The sequence below is a fragment of the Microbulbifer sp. HZ11 genome (genome assembly GCF_000708675.1).
Lineage (GTDB): Bacteria > Pseudomonadota > Gammaproteobacteria > Pseudomonadales > Cellvibrionaceae > Microbulbifer.
The window spans coordinates 1,594,755-1,608,492 of the sequence record NZ_JELR01000001.1 but is presented as its reverse complement, the minus strand read 5'-3'; the positions used below and the strand labels follow the sequence as shown (position 1 = coordinate 1,608,492).

Sequence of the window (13,738 nt, the reverse complement as noted above, 5' to 3'; positions counted from 1 at the left end):
CTCTGGTGTTAAGCGCGAGGCTAGCCTTCTTCCTGTGCCTGGTTGCGTTCTGCCTGGGGGCGTTCGGATACCGTTGCACGGGTGGTCAGCGTTTCGCCGTCGCGAATGTAGGTAATGGTTACCACTTCACCCGGGCGCAGAGTGGCCATGGCGGCATTGCCGTGTTTGCCATCATTGATCGGGGTGGCGTTGATATGGGTGATGACGTCACCTGGCTTTAGCCCTGCCTGATGCGCCGGCCCTTCCTTGTAAATGGCTGTGACGATGACGCCATCGGTGGAGGCGAGATTGAAAGAGCGCGCCAGCAGGGGGTTCAGGTTCTGTGCCTCAATCCCCAGCCAGCCGGGTACCACCCGGCCAAACTCGATAAGGTCCTGCATGACCTTGAGGGCGATGGTAGCGGGAATCGCGAAGCTGATGCCGCCACTGGTGCCGCTCTGATTCAATCCGGTTTGGTTCAATACCGACGTGGTGTTGATGCCGAGAAGTCGACCCCGGGAGTCCACCAGAGCGCCACCGGAGTTGCCCGGATTGATGGCCGCATCGGTTTGCAGGAAATTTTGCAGGTAACCACCGACGCCGGTATTGCCCACGTCCCTGCCGGTTGCACTGATGATGCCCTGGGTCACCGTTTGCCCAACGCCAAACGGATTGCCGATGGCCAGCACCACGTCGCCGACCTGGGCTCTATCCGGGTCGCCAACTTCAATTGCGGTGAGGTTGGGGAGGTCGATCTTGAGTACCGCCAGGTCAAAATCTGCATCCGACCCGACCAGTTGTGCGCGGGCCTCACGCCCGTCGGCCAGCACCACAGCGATCTGTTCGGCACCGGAGATTACGTGAAAGTTGGTGAGCACATAACCCGCTTCATCGACGATAACGCCCGAGCCGAGGTTCTGCTGCATGCGTTCCCGTTGCAGCGGGGTCATTTTGTTCAGGTAGTAGGGAAACAGAGGATGGCTGGCAAGGGGGTGGTTGCGCAGTGCCCGTTTACTGAAGACGTTTACCACCGCCGGCCCTGCCAGATTGACCGCGCTGGCATAAGATTCTGGGGCGGTGATGGCTCGAGGAGTGTCGCTTCCCGTGCTTTCACGCAAATGGGGAAACAGGAAAAGTAGTGCGGCCGCCATCGCCAGGCCAATCGCGGCCGGAATCGCCCAGTCTTGCAGAAATCGTTGTAATGACACCTGAGGCTCCTTGGTTTGGGATCATTATACGTCTTTAGGTTCTTGTGTCCTCACCAGATGATCTAACCCGGGTCACGCTCGGCGCTTGGTGTGTGCCTGGTTATCCGTATAATGTGGCGCTCAAAATTTTCCTCAGAACTCTCTTTCCCAGAACTACCGCAGGAGTGTCTATGTCCCTGGTTCGTCCACACGGCAGTGTCGAGCTGCAACCCCGCTTTGTTTACGATAGCGAGCGCCATCACCAGCTGGCCCACGAAGCGGAATCCCTGCCGTCCATCGTGGTTAGCTCTGCTGCTGCGGCCAATGCCGTAATGCTGGGTGCTGGTTACTTCAACCCGCTGCACGGCTACATGAACCTGGCGGATACCCTGAGTGTTGCGGAAACCCTGCGTACCGTAGACGGTCTGTTCTGGCCGGTGCCGGTAGTGAACATGGTGGAAGACGCTTCCGCCATTGCCGGCGCCAAGCGCATCGCCCTGCGCGATCCCAATGTCGAGGGTAACCCGGTGTTGGCGGTGATGGACGTAGATGCCATTGAGACGGTGTCCGACGAGCAGGTGAACACCATTGCCGAGCACGTATTCGGCACTCTGGACGATGCGCACCCGGGTGTGGCCACCTTCAAGGCGGCCGGCCGCCAGCTGATCTCCGGTTCCATTGAAGTGCTGAACTTCAGCTACTTCCAGGCCGACTTCCCGGACACCTTCCGCACCGCGGTCGAGATCCGCAACGAGTTTGTGGAGCACGGTTGGAGCAAGGTTGTCGCCTTCCAGACCCGTAACCCCATGCACCGTGCCCACGAAGAGCTGTGCAAAATGGCTCTCGAAGCGGTGGACGCCGACGGCGTACTGATTCATATGCTGCTGGGCAAGCTGAAGCCCGGTGATATCCCCGCCCACGTGCGTGATGCCTCTATCCGCAAGATGGTGGAAGAGTACTTCCCCAAAAACACCGTAATGGTGACTGGTTACGGTTTTGACATGCTTTACGCTGGCCCGCGCGAAGCGGTGCTGCACGCGGTATTCCGCCAGAACTGTGGCTGTAGCCACCTGATCGTCGGCCGTGACCACGCTGGAGTCGGTGACTACTACGGTGCCTTCGATGCACAGACCATTTTCGATGAGAAGGTGCCGGAAGGGGCGCTGGAGATTCAGATTTTCCGCGCGGACCATACCGCTTACTCGAAGAAGTTGAATCGTGTAGTGATGATGCGCGATGTGCCCGATCACACCAAAGAAGACTTTATTCTTCTATCTGGCACCAAGGTGCGTGAGATGTTGGGGAATGGTATTGCACCGCCTCCGGAATTTTCTCGTCCGGAAGTGGCTCAGATTCTGATGGATTATTACCAGAGCCTGTAAGGCAATGGTGGCGGCTGGCCGGGGCTGTGTGCATCCGGCTGGCGGTCGCGCAGTACTTTGTCAGGATGCGCGCGTATACAAAAAAGGCGGGGTTGCTACCCCGCCTTTTTTCGTGTGCCAGCCGAGATCAGCGATTGATCACAGGCTCCGATGACGGTGCGGGCGCAGGGGCTTGCGCTTCCTTTTCCAGGCCGAACTCTTCAGACAGCGTTCCTTTGGCTCCGGGCTCCTTGGGGGCCCAGTCCCGGGGAGGGAGTACACTCAGGTTCTCGTCGTTGTCGCTCAGCTGCCCGCTTCCGGCTTCCAGCATCTGGCGGCCGATATCCTGGCTGGACAGGCGCATGGCGCTGTTGGCCAGGTACTCGTGCACCTCGCGATAGCTCTGGGTGAGATTGTTCACCAGCTGTGAGGTCTGGTCGAAGTGCTCATTAACCTCCTGCTGGAAGTCCTCGAGCTTACTGTTGGCTTCTTTCAGTCGCAGTTCCAGTTCCTGGGTGCGGTCAACGCTCTGGCGGCTGCGGGTGGCCAGAAAGGCCAGCAGGGCTCCGAGGGCCAGGCCGATAACGCCGACCAGAATTAAAACCGAAGTTGAGTGCACGATACATTCTCCTCAAAGTAAAAGTGGCACCAGCCCATCCGTGGCGGTGACCTTATTATACGCAATTCCGTCGCGCACGACGCGCCCTGCGGATCCCATATGTCATGGGGTTTGTGTCAAGGCGTGATGGATTTGGTAAAGTGCGCGCCAATCGGCAGTTGGTCGACTTCTCAGTTCCCGCCTGGCGGTGTCGCCACAAAATGTTATGAACGGTTTCAATTAGATGGTCACGGATCAGCACCAGATTGACTCAAACTTGGCATCCTCGCCTCTATCACCCATGCAGCGCTACGAGCGGGACCTGCTGCGCCCGGATTTTGTGGAAGATCCGGCGCAGCGGGCGGCGGTTGAGGAGTTGCAGGATCTCTACCAGCGTCTGCTGGCGGCGCATAGCAGTGGTGGTTTTCTCAGCGGCCTGCGTCGCCTGTGGAAAAAAGACGGAGCGCCGGAAACCGGGCTGTATTTCTGGGGTGGGGTGGGGCGCGGCAAAACCTATCTGATGGATGCCTTTTATGAGGCGCTGCCGTTCGAGCGCAAGCAGCGCACCCACTTTCATCGCTTTATGCGTGAAGTGCACCGCCAGCTGAAAAGCCTGGCGGGGGAGAAAAATCCTCTGGAAAAGGTGGCCGACCGCATTGCCGAACGCGCCCGGGTGCTCTGCTTTGACGAATTCTTCGTCTCGGATATTACCGATGCCATGATTCTTGCCAATCTGCTAGAGGCGCTGTTCCAGCGCGGGGTCACGCTGGTGGCCACATCCAATATTATCCCTGAGGGGTTATATAAAGATGGGCTACAGCGGGCACGTTTCCTGCCGGCCATTGATCTGCTGCTTGAGCATACCAAGGTGGTCAATGTGGATAACGGGGTGGACTATCGGCTGCGGGCGCTGGAAATGGCCGAGCTTTATCATCACCCGCTGGATGCCGACGCGGATGCCAGTCTCGCCCGTTCCTTTAATAGCCTGATGGTGGAAGGGGCGGAGATTCGCGAGCAGGTCGCTTTGGATATTGAGGGGCGTCCGATCGTTGCCTCCAGGGTGTCTGACGATGTGGCCTGGTTTGAATTTGCCGAACTGTGTGATGGGCCACGCTCCCAGAACGATTACATCGAGCTGGCGCGGGAGTTCCACACGGTACTGTTGGCCAATGTGCCGTGTTTTGACGAGCGCACCGAGAGTCAGGCGCGGCGCTTCATCAATCTGATCGATGAGTTCTATGACCGTTGCGTCAACCTGGTGATCTCTGCAGAGGAGCCTGCGGAGTCACTGTACGGCGGCCGTCACTTGCGCTTCGAGTTCCAGCGCACCGTCAGTCGTCTGCAAGAGATGCAGTCCCGGGAGTATCTGGCGCGACAGCACCGGGTGGATTGAGGTCCGGATGGCCGCAGTGGGCTGTTCACAAGTTGCTCAATTTTCTGCTTGAAAAGCCCATGGCGCTTATGTAGTATTCGCGCTCTTTTCGTGGGACGGCCCCCATTTCGGGAGCCATATACAGGTGTTTTATAACATGAAGACTTACAGTGCCAAGCCGGAAGCGGTCACTCGCGACTGGTACATTGTTGACGCTGCGGACAAGACTCTCGGCCGTATTTCCGCCGAGATTGCTCACCGCCTGCGCGGCAAGCACAAGCCTGAATACACGCCCCACGTGGACACCGGTGACTACATCGTAGTAATCAACGCCGAAAAGGTCCGCGTGACCGGCAACAAGGCCAAAGACAAGATCTACCATAGCCACTCTGGCTACCCTGGTGGTCTTAAATCCATCAGCTTTGAGAAGTTGATCGACAAGGCGCCTGAGCGCACCATCCAAAGTGCTGTGAAAGGCATGCTCCCCAAAGGCCCTCTGGGTCGCGCCATGTTCAAGAAACTGAAGGTGTACAAGGGTAGCGAACATCCTCACGCGGCCCAGCAGCCGATTGAACTGTCGATCTAAACGGAATCATTCTCATGGCAACTACTCAATACTACGGTACCGGCCGCCGCAAGACCTCCACCGCTCGCGTATTCATCGCGCAGGGTGAGGGTAAAATCAGCGTTAATGGTCGTTCCCTGGACGAATACTTCGGCCGCGAAGTGGCACGCATGATCGTGCGTCAGCCGCTGGAAATGGTCGACATGGTCGAGAAATTCGACATCAACGTAACTGTGAAGGGCGGTGGTTCCTTCGGTCAGGCGGGTGCGATCCGTCACGGTCTGACCCGTGCGCTGATGCAGTACGACGAGTCTCTGCGTCAGCCGCTGCGTGCGGCTGGTTATGTAACGCGTGACGCTCGTGCTGTCGAGCGTAAGAAAGTCGGCTTGCGTAAAGCGCGTAAGAAGCCGCAATTCTCCAAGCGTTAAGCGAGAATTACTTTTTTCTGGCCCGGCAAATGCCGGGCTTTTTTTTGCCTGCACCTCTGGTTGTACGTCGGTGCGCGTTTTGTGATCTGTTTAAAATCCCGCCAGTTCGCCGCGAGATTGCCGACGTTCGCTCCGGCATTCGCCTTGTATCGATTTGGCATTTTCTTTAACATTGCGCGAATTTCTATCCGCTTGCACATGGGGTTTGGCCAATTTGTTTTCGGGTCAGGCGAGCGGGCCAGTTGTAGGGGAGTTTCTGTTTAAGTCTCTGATTTCGCGGCAATAGGCTCTTGCTGTTGTTGCGCGGGTGCTCTGTTCTCTCTGGTTTTTGGCCACTGAGGCTGCACCGTTGCTACCGAATTGCGGTTAACCCTGGATTACCGCAATGGGTGGCTTTTGGATACTTGGCAGAGGTTTCCCGGAATTTTGGGTTTGGGCCAGTCAGTCTCGGAGCTGTGTATTTGCAGGTTACGGGGCGCTGTGATGGGAGATCTACGTCATGAGTGATGACGGTGTAAATGTGGGGCGTCGTCGATTCCTGACCGCTGCTACCTCCGTTGTAGGTGGTGCCGGAGCGGTGGGAGTCGCTGTACCTTTTGTCGCCTCCTGGAATCCGAGTGCCAAGGCGAAAGCCGCCGGCGCGCCAGTTAAGTACAATATTGCCAAGCTGGAGCCGGGCCAGATGGTCACCGTCGAGTGGCGTGGCAAGCCTGTGTATGTGGTTCGCCGCACCCAGGAAGTACTGGACAACCTTGTCAAAGTGGATCCGTATCTGCGCGATCCCAATTCTGAACAATCTACTCAGCCCGCCTACGTGAATCCGGAAAACCGAGCGATCAAACCGCAGATTCTGGTGCTGGTCGGTCTGTGTACCCACTTGGGCTGCGCGCCCATGTATCGCCCTGAAGTGGGCACTGCCGACTTGGGCGGCGATCAGTGGCAGGGCGGCTTCTTCTGTGCCTGTCACGGTTCCAAGTACGACCTGGCCGGACGTGTATATACCGGTGTACCCGCGCCGTATAACCTGGAAGTACCTCCCTATTCCTATGAAGGGGATGACGTAATCGTAATCGGCGTGGATCAGGAGGGCAGCGCATGAACTGGCTAACCGCACTGGGGGACTGGGTCGACCAGCGACTGCCGATCTATCGCGCGTGGGATACCCATATGGGTAAATACTACGCGCCCAAGAATTTTAACCTGTGGTATTTCTTTGGCGTGCTCTCCATGCTGGTTCTGGTGAACCAGCTGCTGACCGGTATCTGGCTGGTCATGAGCTATTCACCCACTGCAGACGGTGCATTTGCCTCTGTGGAATACATCATGCGCGATGTGGAAATGGGGTGGATAATTCGCTACCTGCACTCCACCGGCGCCTCTGCCTTTTTCGTGGTGGTTTACCTGCACATGTTCCGGGGCCTCATGTACGGCTCCTACAAGCCGCCCCGTGAGCTGGTGTGGATATTCGGTATGTGTATCTACCTGGTGCTGATGGCAGAAGCCTTTATGGGGTACGTATTGCCCTGGGGACAGATGTCTTACTGGGGTGCACAGGTAATCGTATCTCTGTTTGGTGCTATTCCTGTGGTGGGAGAAGACCTGGTGCAGTGGATTCGCGGTGACTACCTGATTTCCGGTATTACCCTCACGCGGTTCTTCTCCCTGCACGTGATCGCGCTGCCGCTGGTGCTGGTGCTGCTGGTTGTGTTGCACATCCTGGCGCTGCACGAAGTGGGTTCCAATAACCCCGACGGCATCGAGATCAAAAAGAACAAAGATGAAAACGGTGTACCGCTGGACGGCGTTGCCTTCCACCCCTATTACACCGTGCACGATCTGGTGGGTGTAGCGGTATTCCTGTTCGCTTTCTGTGTGGTGGTGTTCTTCTTCCCGGAGATGGGTGGTTTCTTCCTTGAGTACGCCAACTTTGAGGAAGCGAACCCGCTGAAAACCCCGGAGCACATCGCGCCGGTGTGGTACTTCACTCCTTTCTACGCGGTTCTGCGCGCGGTGACCATTGATATTGGTCCGCTGACCGCGAAGTTCCTCGGCCTGGTGGCCATGGGTGCGGCGATCGCGGTTCTGTTCGTGCTGCCCTGGCTCGACAAGAGCCCGGTGCGCTCCATCCGCTACAAGGGCTGGCTGCCAAAAGTGCTGCTGATGGTGTTTGCGGCGATCTTCATTATCCTGGGCTACCTGGGTGTGAAATCTCCAACACCGGGGCGTAACTTCCTGGCCCAGGTGGCAACCCTGTTCTATTTTGCGTTCTTCGTGACTATGCCGATCTGGACCAATCCGACCACCCGAAAAGGCCTGGCGTCCTGGATTGTGAGTGGAGCTTTCGGCTTCCTGTTCCTGTGGATGGCTGTGGTCAATTTCAAAGCGAGCCTGTTTGTGTTCGCCATGTCCATGGTGTTTGCGGTGTTCTTTGCGGTACTGCCGTGGCTGACCAGCCGTGATGTGGTGCATCCGGAGCCGGAGCGTGTTACCAGCCCGTCCAGCACCAAGTCGTTCATCCTGCTGATGACCGGTATTATCTCTGTGCTGCTGCTGACCTTTGTTCCCATCAAGGCGGTGGGCGCGGAGAGTTCTGTTGAACTGGATTACATCAAGACTGACCTGACCGACAAACCATCACTGCAGCGCGGAGCCAAATACTTCGTCAATTACTGCATGGGCTGTCACAGTGCCAACTTCTCCCGCTGGGAGCGGGTGGCGACAGACTTGGGTATTCCCAATGAACTGATGCTGCAGAATCTGGTGCTGGGGGACGACAAGATTGGCGATCTGATGCAGATCGCCATGAAACCCGAGGACTCGAAAGTCTGGTTTGGCGCCACTCCGCCGGATCTGACCCTGGTGGCTCGCGCCCGTTCGCCCGAATGGCTGTACACTTACCTGCGTAGCTTTTACAAAGACGACAGCCGTCCTCTGGGTGTAAACAACAAAGTATTTCCGAATGTCGGTATGCCCCATGTGCTGATGGAACTGCAGGGGCTGCCGGAGTGCGCCCCCGGGCCCAAGCGCGATCACGGCAAGGTGGTGCGCGATGAGATGGGCAATCCGATTATGGATGCCAACTGTGGCAGCCTGAAGGTGGGTAGCGTAAAGGGCTCCATGACCGATGTGGAGTATGATCAGGCCGTCTATGATCTGGTCAACTTCATGGAGTACATTGCCGAGCCGATGGCGGAAACCCGCAAGCGTATCGGCTTTTACGTGCTGGCGTTTATTTTGGTGTTCTTTATTTTCGCCTGGTTGCTGAACCGCGAATACTGGAAAGACGTGCACCACTAAACGTAAGCCTGTGACATTTCCGGGTGGTGGGCCGCCGGTTTACCGGTATCAGCCCGCCGCCCGTTTTCCGTTTTGAATAGTTGGCCCGGAATCGTTCCGGCCAGTAGATTGAGGTAGTTCCATAATGGGTGTGCCGACCAACAAGCGCTCCTCCATGACCTTCTTTTCCGACGGTCGTTGTCACTTCAGCCATCGGGTACGTATCGTGCTGGCGGAAAAAGGTGTTTCCGTAGAGATCATCGACGTCGACCCCGATGATAAGCCGGCGGAACTCGCCGACCTCAACCCGTATAACTCCCTGCCGACCCTGGTGGATCGCGACCTGGTGCTGTTTGAGACCAAGGTCATGATGGAGTACCTGGACGAGCGTTTCCCGCATCCCCCGCTGTTGCCGGTGTACCCGGTTGCGCGCGCGCAGAGCCGCCAGATCATGCACCGGATCGAGCGTGACTGGTGCCCGCTGGTGGATAAGATTCTGGCTGGTGGCAAAGATGTTGCCGCCGCTCGCAAAGACCTGCGCGACAGCTTTGTAGGCATTGCGCCAATGTTTACGGACCTGCCGTACTTCTTCAACGAAGAGTTCTCACTGGTGGACTGCTGCATGGCGCCGCTGCTTTGGCGTCTGGATCAGCTTGAAATTGCCCTGCCGAAGACCAAGCAGGCCAAACCCCTGTTGGACTATATGGATCGCCTGTTCGCGCGCGAAGCCTTCCAGCAGAGCCTGACCGAGTACGAACGCGAAATGCGCGCCTGAGGTGCTGATTGAATAAACCGCCAATGACGTCCAACCGCCCGTATCTGTTGCGGGCGTTTTACGAGTGGATTACCGACAACAAGTGCACTCCCTATCTACTGGTGGATACTCACCTGAACGGCGTTCTGGTACCCCAGCAGCACGTTAATGAAGATGGTCAGATTGTGCTGAATGTGTCGGAAACCGCGGTGATGGGTCTTACTATGGACAATTACGCGATCCGCTTTAATGCGCGTTTTGGTGGAGTGCCTACCGATATTCAGGTGCCGGTGGGTGCGGTGGTCGGGATCTATGCCCGCGAGAATGGTCAGGGAATGGTGTTTGAGCCAGAGGAAACTCCGGAGCCACCGGAGCCCACACCGCCAACCACCCTTAAAAAGCCCTCTAAGAAGCCGGCCTTGCGCGTCGTCAAGTAGTGCAAACGTCGATGCTGGCCAAAAGCTCTGTGACGAGCCGGCGGCCGGCGCTTCGCTCTTCTCCCCTCCGTTGTTGCTCTTTTCATCACCTTTTTGGCGCATTTGATCTGCTGGCGTAAAAATTGACGCCAGAATCCTGTTATTCATTGGTGAATTGACCCGGCCCTTCCGATACTGCAAACAAGCGGTATACAGGAGGACCCCAAGTGAAATTACTCAGCCATACCATTGGCATATTTACCAATCCGGATAAAGAGTGGCAGTCCATTCGCGCGGACAAGCACTCGTTTCTGCAGGTTTTTCTCAGTCATGTACCTATCCTGGCGTTGATTCCCTGTATTGCCGGTTATATCGGTGTGACTCAGGTGGGCTTCGAACTGGGCGGGCACGTGTCCAAGCTGACACCAGCGAGTGCCGGTAGCCTGGCGATCGTGACTTATCTAGCGCTATTGATCGGGATTTATCTGGTTGGAGAGTTTATCAACTGGATGGCCAAAGCCTACGGTGTTGAAGGCGATGAGCCCACTCGTCACTATGAAGGCACCGCGCTCGCTGTATTTGTGACTACGCCGGTGCTTCTGTCGGGGATTGTGATGATTTATCCCCATCTGTGGCTGGTGGTGACAGTAATGGGGCTGGCGGCCATTTATTCCGTTTATCTGCTCTATGAGGGTATCCCCATCCTGATGAATATGAGTAAGGAGCGTGCATTCCTTTACGCCAGTGCGGTGCTGACCATCGGCCTGGTGGGAATGGTCACGATCATGATCTGCTCTGTGATCATCTGGACCATGGGGGTCGGTCCGGTCTATCAGCATCACTATTAGTTCGTGGCTCAGTTCCAGCACCGCTACCGTGTGCGGTCTTGTGAGGCACGAGCTAGGCGCCCCCGGTAACCCATCCCTGGGGGCTCCGCACCGCCATCCCTGGCGGTGAAGGTCTCAAAGGACCACACCCGGTATCGTCACCTTCGCCCTCGGCTACGTTAAGTGAACAGCAATCGGCATTTATGCCGGCTTTCACTTTTATGGATATTGTGGCCTTGGCCGATCAGTTGACCGTGGCTGTTTCTCTGGGCGAGGCAACACTCGCCTGGGGCGAGATCGGATCGTGGCTGCCGGGAACAGGGGGCATCGGGCAATCCAGGCAATCGGCAATGGCCCTGAGCAACTCCACTTCACCTCCGCCAATCACGCCATCGTGGGCCAGAGTTGTAGCCAGGGCCTTGAGCAGCCGGGGCTTTTGCAGTGGTGAGATATCCCGCGCAATGGCCACCGCCTTGTCCAGGCGCTGTAGGGTAATATCGGTCCTGGCGGGCAGAGGGGCCGCAGGCAGCCCCAGCGCACGAGTGCCCGCTTCGAACGCACGTTTCGCGTTCAGATAATTGTCGCAGTCCGCGTGTGCCATGGTGGCCAGCAGAAACTGTTGCGCATCTGCGATGGCCTGGCTGTTCCCCTTTCGGCTGCCCAGCGCGCGGTGGCGGTCTGGGTTCGCCTCCAGGCCGTGCATGAGCACGCGGTAAAGAGCCCACTCCCAGATTTCCACCTTGCCATCGGCACGCAGCAGTTTGATGACGTTGCGTTTGAATATCTGAAACTGTTGCGGCGCAAGGGACTTGAGAGCCGGGATGCACAGGTCAATCAACGGCAGGCGATAGTGCTGTGGTGTGCTGGAAAGGAGTGGCGCCAGCTTGTTGAATTCTCGCAGAACGGCCGGGTGGGCAATCTCGGTGAGCAGGGTGAGTTGCTTCTCCCGGTGACCGGTTTCCGAAGACTCCGCATCGTTCCGCTCCTGCATCGCGCCACCATTGCTTCGGTTGTCCAGTAGCAGGCCATACACCAGCGCGCGCGCGGAAAATGGATCGTGCGCGGCAGTTTTCAATGGTGATGGAATATCTGCCAGTATGGCCTGACCCAGCAGGTGTTGCTGGTGTGTGGGCTGGGCAATGTTGTTATCCACGACTTCGAGGACTTTTTCGAGTCGGGTCTGGTAGTTCTCGTCACCCGGGCTGCCTGTGCCTGCATGTATCTGGGATGCTTGCACAGACGCCGCGTTGCTACCTGAAGATGCCGGGAGCTCCCCTGGGGGACTTGTTTCGCCGCTCCCGCTCCATTGCGGGTCCAGACGGGTGATTCGGGCATTGAGTGGGGGGTGGGTGGCAAACAGGCCGAGCAGGCTGTTTTTCAACCCGCTGGCGAAGTACATATGGCTGAATTCACTGGCATTGGCGGCCTGCAGGCGAGAGCCACCGGCGTGCTGGCCAATCTTTTTCAGCGCGCCAGCGATACCCTGACTATTGCGGGTGAACTGTACTGCGGACGCGTCCGCCAGGTACTCGCGCTGGCGGCTCACTGCCGATTTGATCAGGTTGCCAAAGAAAGTGCCGGTATAGCCTATGACCACCAGCCCGGCGCCGATGCCAAACAGGGCTGCCCGCCCCCGATTATCTCGCCCGCTGCTCCAGTAGCTGCCCCGCAGCAGCCAGCTGCCCAGCAGGCCGATCACGAGGATTCCGTGAAGAAGGCCGACGATACGGATATTCATGCGCATGTCGCCATTGAATATGTGGCTGAACTCGTGGGCGACCACACCCTGCAGCTCATCGCGGTTCAGTTGTTCTATACAGCCTCGGGTGAGACCAATGACGGCGTCGCCCTGGGCATAACCTGCGGCAAAGGCATTAATCCCGTTGTCATCGAGGATATAGACATCCGGCACCGGGGTGCCCGACGCCAGTGCCATCTCTTCTACGACATTGAGCGCTCGCTGCTCTGCGGGATTTGCCGGGGAAATGTTGATTTTGCGTCCACCGAGAGATTCCGCAACGGCCTGGCCTCCAGCGGAGAGCTGGCGCAACCGAAACAGGCTGGCGAGACCGATAATTGCAGTAATGGTGATCGCAATACCGGCGATAGTGTCCCAGCCGAGACTGCTGAGCATCGTCATGAGCGATGTCTCGGTGGATGGGTCGCGCAGGTCGGAATAGCTGGTAAGAAATGCCACGAACAGGGTCGTGACAGCAACCAGCCCGATGATCGCGGCAAAAAACAGTGCGATCAGCAGGGTGCTGTTACGTCTGGCGCGATCCTGATACTCAAAAAAGTTCATTGGTGTTACCGGTCCCGGCTCAGAATTCTACCCGTGGGGCGGCCTGTATAACCTCGGAGTCCGCAAACTCCAGAAGTTCGCCATTCTCACGGTGACCGAAAAAGCCGGCAAAAAACACGGGCGGGAAGCTCTGGCGGAAGATGTTGTAGGTGGTGACCCCATCATTGAATGCCTGGCGGGCGAAGGCCACCTTGTTCTCGGTACTGGTCAGCTCCTCCATGACCTGCTGGATGGTCTGGTTGGCTTTGAGGTCCGGGTAGGCTTCCATCACTACGTTGAGCCGCCCAAGCACGTTGCTGAGCAGCCCTTCGGCATTCCCAAGATCCGCAATCGCAGACGCGCTGCCGGGGTTGTTTGCCGCCGCTTTCAGGCCAGCAAGGGCGGAGTTGCGGGCCGCAATGACCGCTTCGAGGGTCTCGCGCTCATGCTTGAGGTAGCCGCGGGCAGATTCCACCAGATTGGGGATCAGGTCGTAGCGGCGTTTTAGCTGGACTTCGATCTGTGCAAAGGCATTTTCATATCGGTGTTTCAGTGATACCAGCTTGTTGTAAATACTGATGACGTACAGTATCAGAGCGGCGATGATCACAAGCCAGATGATGGTCGAAATTTCCATAGGGTCCCGGTTTCCAGTTTGTAGTGCTAAAGCCGGTGGAATCCGCGATTGGCAGAT

General features: G+C 57.3%; 13 protein-coding genes. 9 read left to right on the top strand and 4 right to left on the bottom strand.

Annotated features, from left to right (window positions below; translation table 11 throughout):
• Positions 1-20: 20 nt before the first annotated feature.
• The gene (locus tag AU11_RS06880; RefSeq protein ID WP_231491663.1) at positions 21-1,187 is read right to left on the bottom strand and encodes a S1C family serine protease; all 1,167 of its coding nucleotides are present in this window, start codon (positions 1,185-1,187) and stop codon (positions 21-23) included.
• A 170-nt stretch (positions 1,188-1,357) separates the two neighbouring features.
• Here AU11_RS06880 and sat point away from each other — a divergent pair, with 170 nt between their 5' ends.
• On the top strand, positions 1,358-2,548 hold the full coding sequence (gene sat / locus AU11_RS06875) for a sulfate adenylyltransferase (RefSeq protein WP_197023779.1): 1,191 nt from the start codon (positions 1,358-1,360) through the stop codon (positions 2,546-2,548).
• A gap of 127 nt (positions 2,549-2,675) precedes the next feature.
• Here the strand turns inward: sat and AU11_RS06870 are convergent, their stop codons facing one another.
• A complete protein-coding gene (locus AU11_RS06870) occupies positions 2,676-3,146 on the bottom strand; it encodes a YhcB family protein (RefSeq protein WP_043317423.1) in 471 nt (156 codons plus the stop codon).
• Positions 3,147-3,426: 280 nt separating this feature from the next.
• Between AU11_RS06870 and zapE the strand changes: the two genes are divergently transcribed.
• The 8 genes from zapE to AU11_RS06825 all read left to right on the top strand — a co-directional run bounded on the left by zapE (position 3,427) and on the right by AU11_RS06825 (position 10,784).
• Positions 3,427-4,518: a cell division protein ZapE gene (zapE, locus tag AU11_RS06865; RefSeq protein WP_043317420.1), complete on the top strand. Its 1,092-nt coding sequence runs from the start codon at positions 3,427-3,429 to the stop codon at positions 4,516-4,518.
• 136 nt (positions 4,519-4,654) lie between these two features.
• Positions 4,655-5,083, top strand: a complete 429-nt coding sequence (gene rplM / locus AU11_RS06860; protein ID WP_010132512.1) for a 50S ribosomal protein L13 — start codon at positions 4,655-4,657, stop codon at positions 5,081-5,083.
• Positions 5,084-5,097: 14 nt separating this feature from the next.
• Positions 5,098-5,490 (top strand): 30S ribosomal protein S9, encoded by a 393-nt coding sequence (gene rpsI / locus AU11_RS06855; protein ID WP_043317418.1) that lies wholly within the window; start codon positions 5,098-5,100, stop codon positions 5,488-5,490.
• Positions 5,491-5,989: 499 nt separating this feature from the next.
• The gene (petA, locus tag AU11_RS06845; protein WP_043317415.1) at positions 5,990-6,589 is read left to right on the top strand and encodes a ubiquinol-cytochrome c reductase iron-sulfur subunit; all 600 of its coding nucleotides are present in this window, start codon (positions 5,990-5,992) and stop codon (positions 6,587-6,589) included.
• A complete protein-coding gene (locus tag AU11_RS06840) occupies positions 6,586-8,787 on the top strand; it encodes a ubiquinol-cytochrome c reductase (RefSeq protein WP_043317414.1) in 2,202 nt (733 codons plus the stop codon). The genes petA and AU11_RS06840 overlap by 4 nt, the downstream gene beginning before the upstream one ends.
• Before the next feature lie 124 nt (positions 8,788-8,911).
• Positions 8,912-9,541, top strand: a complete 630-nt coding sequence (locus AU11_RS06835; RefSeq protein WP_043317412.1) for a glutathione S-transferase N-terminal domain-containing protein — start codon at positions 8,912-8,914, stop codon at positions 9,539-9,541.
• A gap of 23 nt (positions 9,542-9,564) precedes the next feature.
• Complete coding sequence (locus AU11_RS06830; RefSeq protein ID WP_043317410.1) at positions 9,565-9,957, top strand: ClpXP protease specificity-enhancing factor; 393 nt, start codon at positions 9,565-9,567, stop codon at positions 9,955-9,957.
• A 206-nt stretch (positions 9,958-10,163) separates the two neighbouring features.
• On the top strand, positions 10,164-10,784 hold the full coding sequence (locus AU11_RS06825) for a Yip1 family protein (RefSeq protein WP_043317409.1): 621 nt from the start codon (positions 10,164-10,166) through the stop codon (positions 10,782-10,784).
• Between the two features lie 223 nt (positions 10,785-11,007).
• On the opposite strand, the gene AU11_RS06820 is transcribed toward AU11_RS06825, so the two are convergent.
• Both AU11_RS06820 and AU11_RS06815 read right to left on the bottom strand, forming a co-directional pair.
• A complete protein-coding gene (locus AU11_RS06820; protein ID WP_043317407.1) occupies positions 11,008-13,065 on the bottom strand; it encodes a M48 family metallopeptidase in 2,058 nt (685 codons plus the stop codon).
• Between the two features lie 19 nt (positions 13,066-13,084).
• Positions 13,085-13,681, bottom strand: coding sequence for a LemA family protein (locus AU11_RS06815; protein WP_043317405.1), 597 nt, complete (start codon positions 13,679-13,681; stop codon positions 13,085-13,087).
• Positions 13,682-13,738 lie beyond the last annotated feature (57 nt).

Excerpts from the sequence above, each read along its gene's own strand:
- rpsI (WP_043317418.1), top strand. The coding sequence starts at position 5,098 with ATGGCAACTACTCAATACTACGGTACCGGCCGCCGCAAGACCTCCACC.
- AU11_RS06815 (WP_043317405.1), bottom strand. The coding sequence starts at position 13,681 with ATGGAAATTTCGACCATCATCTGGCTTGTGATCATCGCCGCTCTGATA.
- sat (WP_197023779.1), top strand. The coding sequence starts at position 1,358 with ATGTCCCTGGTTCGTCCACACGGCAGTGTCGAGCTGCAACCCCGCTTT.
- zapE (WP_043317420.1), top strand. The coding sequence starts at position 3,427 with ATGCAGCGCTACGAGCGGGACCTGCTGCGCCCGGATTTTGTGGAAGAT.
- petA (WP_043317415.1), top strand. The coding sequence starts at position 5,990 with ATGAGTGATGACGGTGTAAATGTGGGGCGTCGTCGATTCCTGACCGCT.
- AU11_RS06835 (WP_043317412.1), top strand. The coding sequence starts at position 8,912 with ATGGGTGTGCCGACCAACAAGCGCTCCTCCATGACCTTCTTTTCCGAC.
- AU11_RS06820 (WP_043317407.1), bottom strand. The coding sequence starts at position 13,065 with ATGAACTTTTTTGAGTATCAGGATCGCGCCAGACGTAACAGCACCCTG.
- AU11_RS06840 (WP_043317414.1), top strand. The coding sequence starts at position 6,586 with ATGAACTGGCTAACCGCACTGGGGGACTGGGTCGACCAGCGACTGCCG.
- rplM (WP_010132512.1), top strand. The coding sequence starts at position 4,655 with ATGAAGACTTACAGTGCCAAGCCGGAAGCGGTCACTCGCGACTGGTAC.
- AU11_RS06830 (WP_043317410.1), top strand. The coding sequence starts at position 9,565 with ATGACGTCCAACCGCCCGTATCTGTTGCGGGCGTTTTACGAGTGGATT.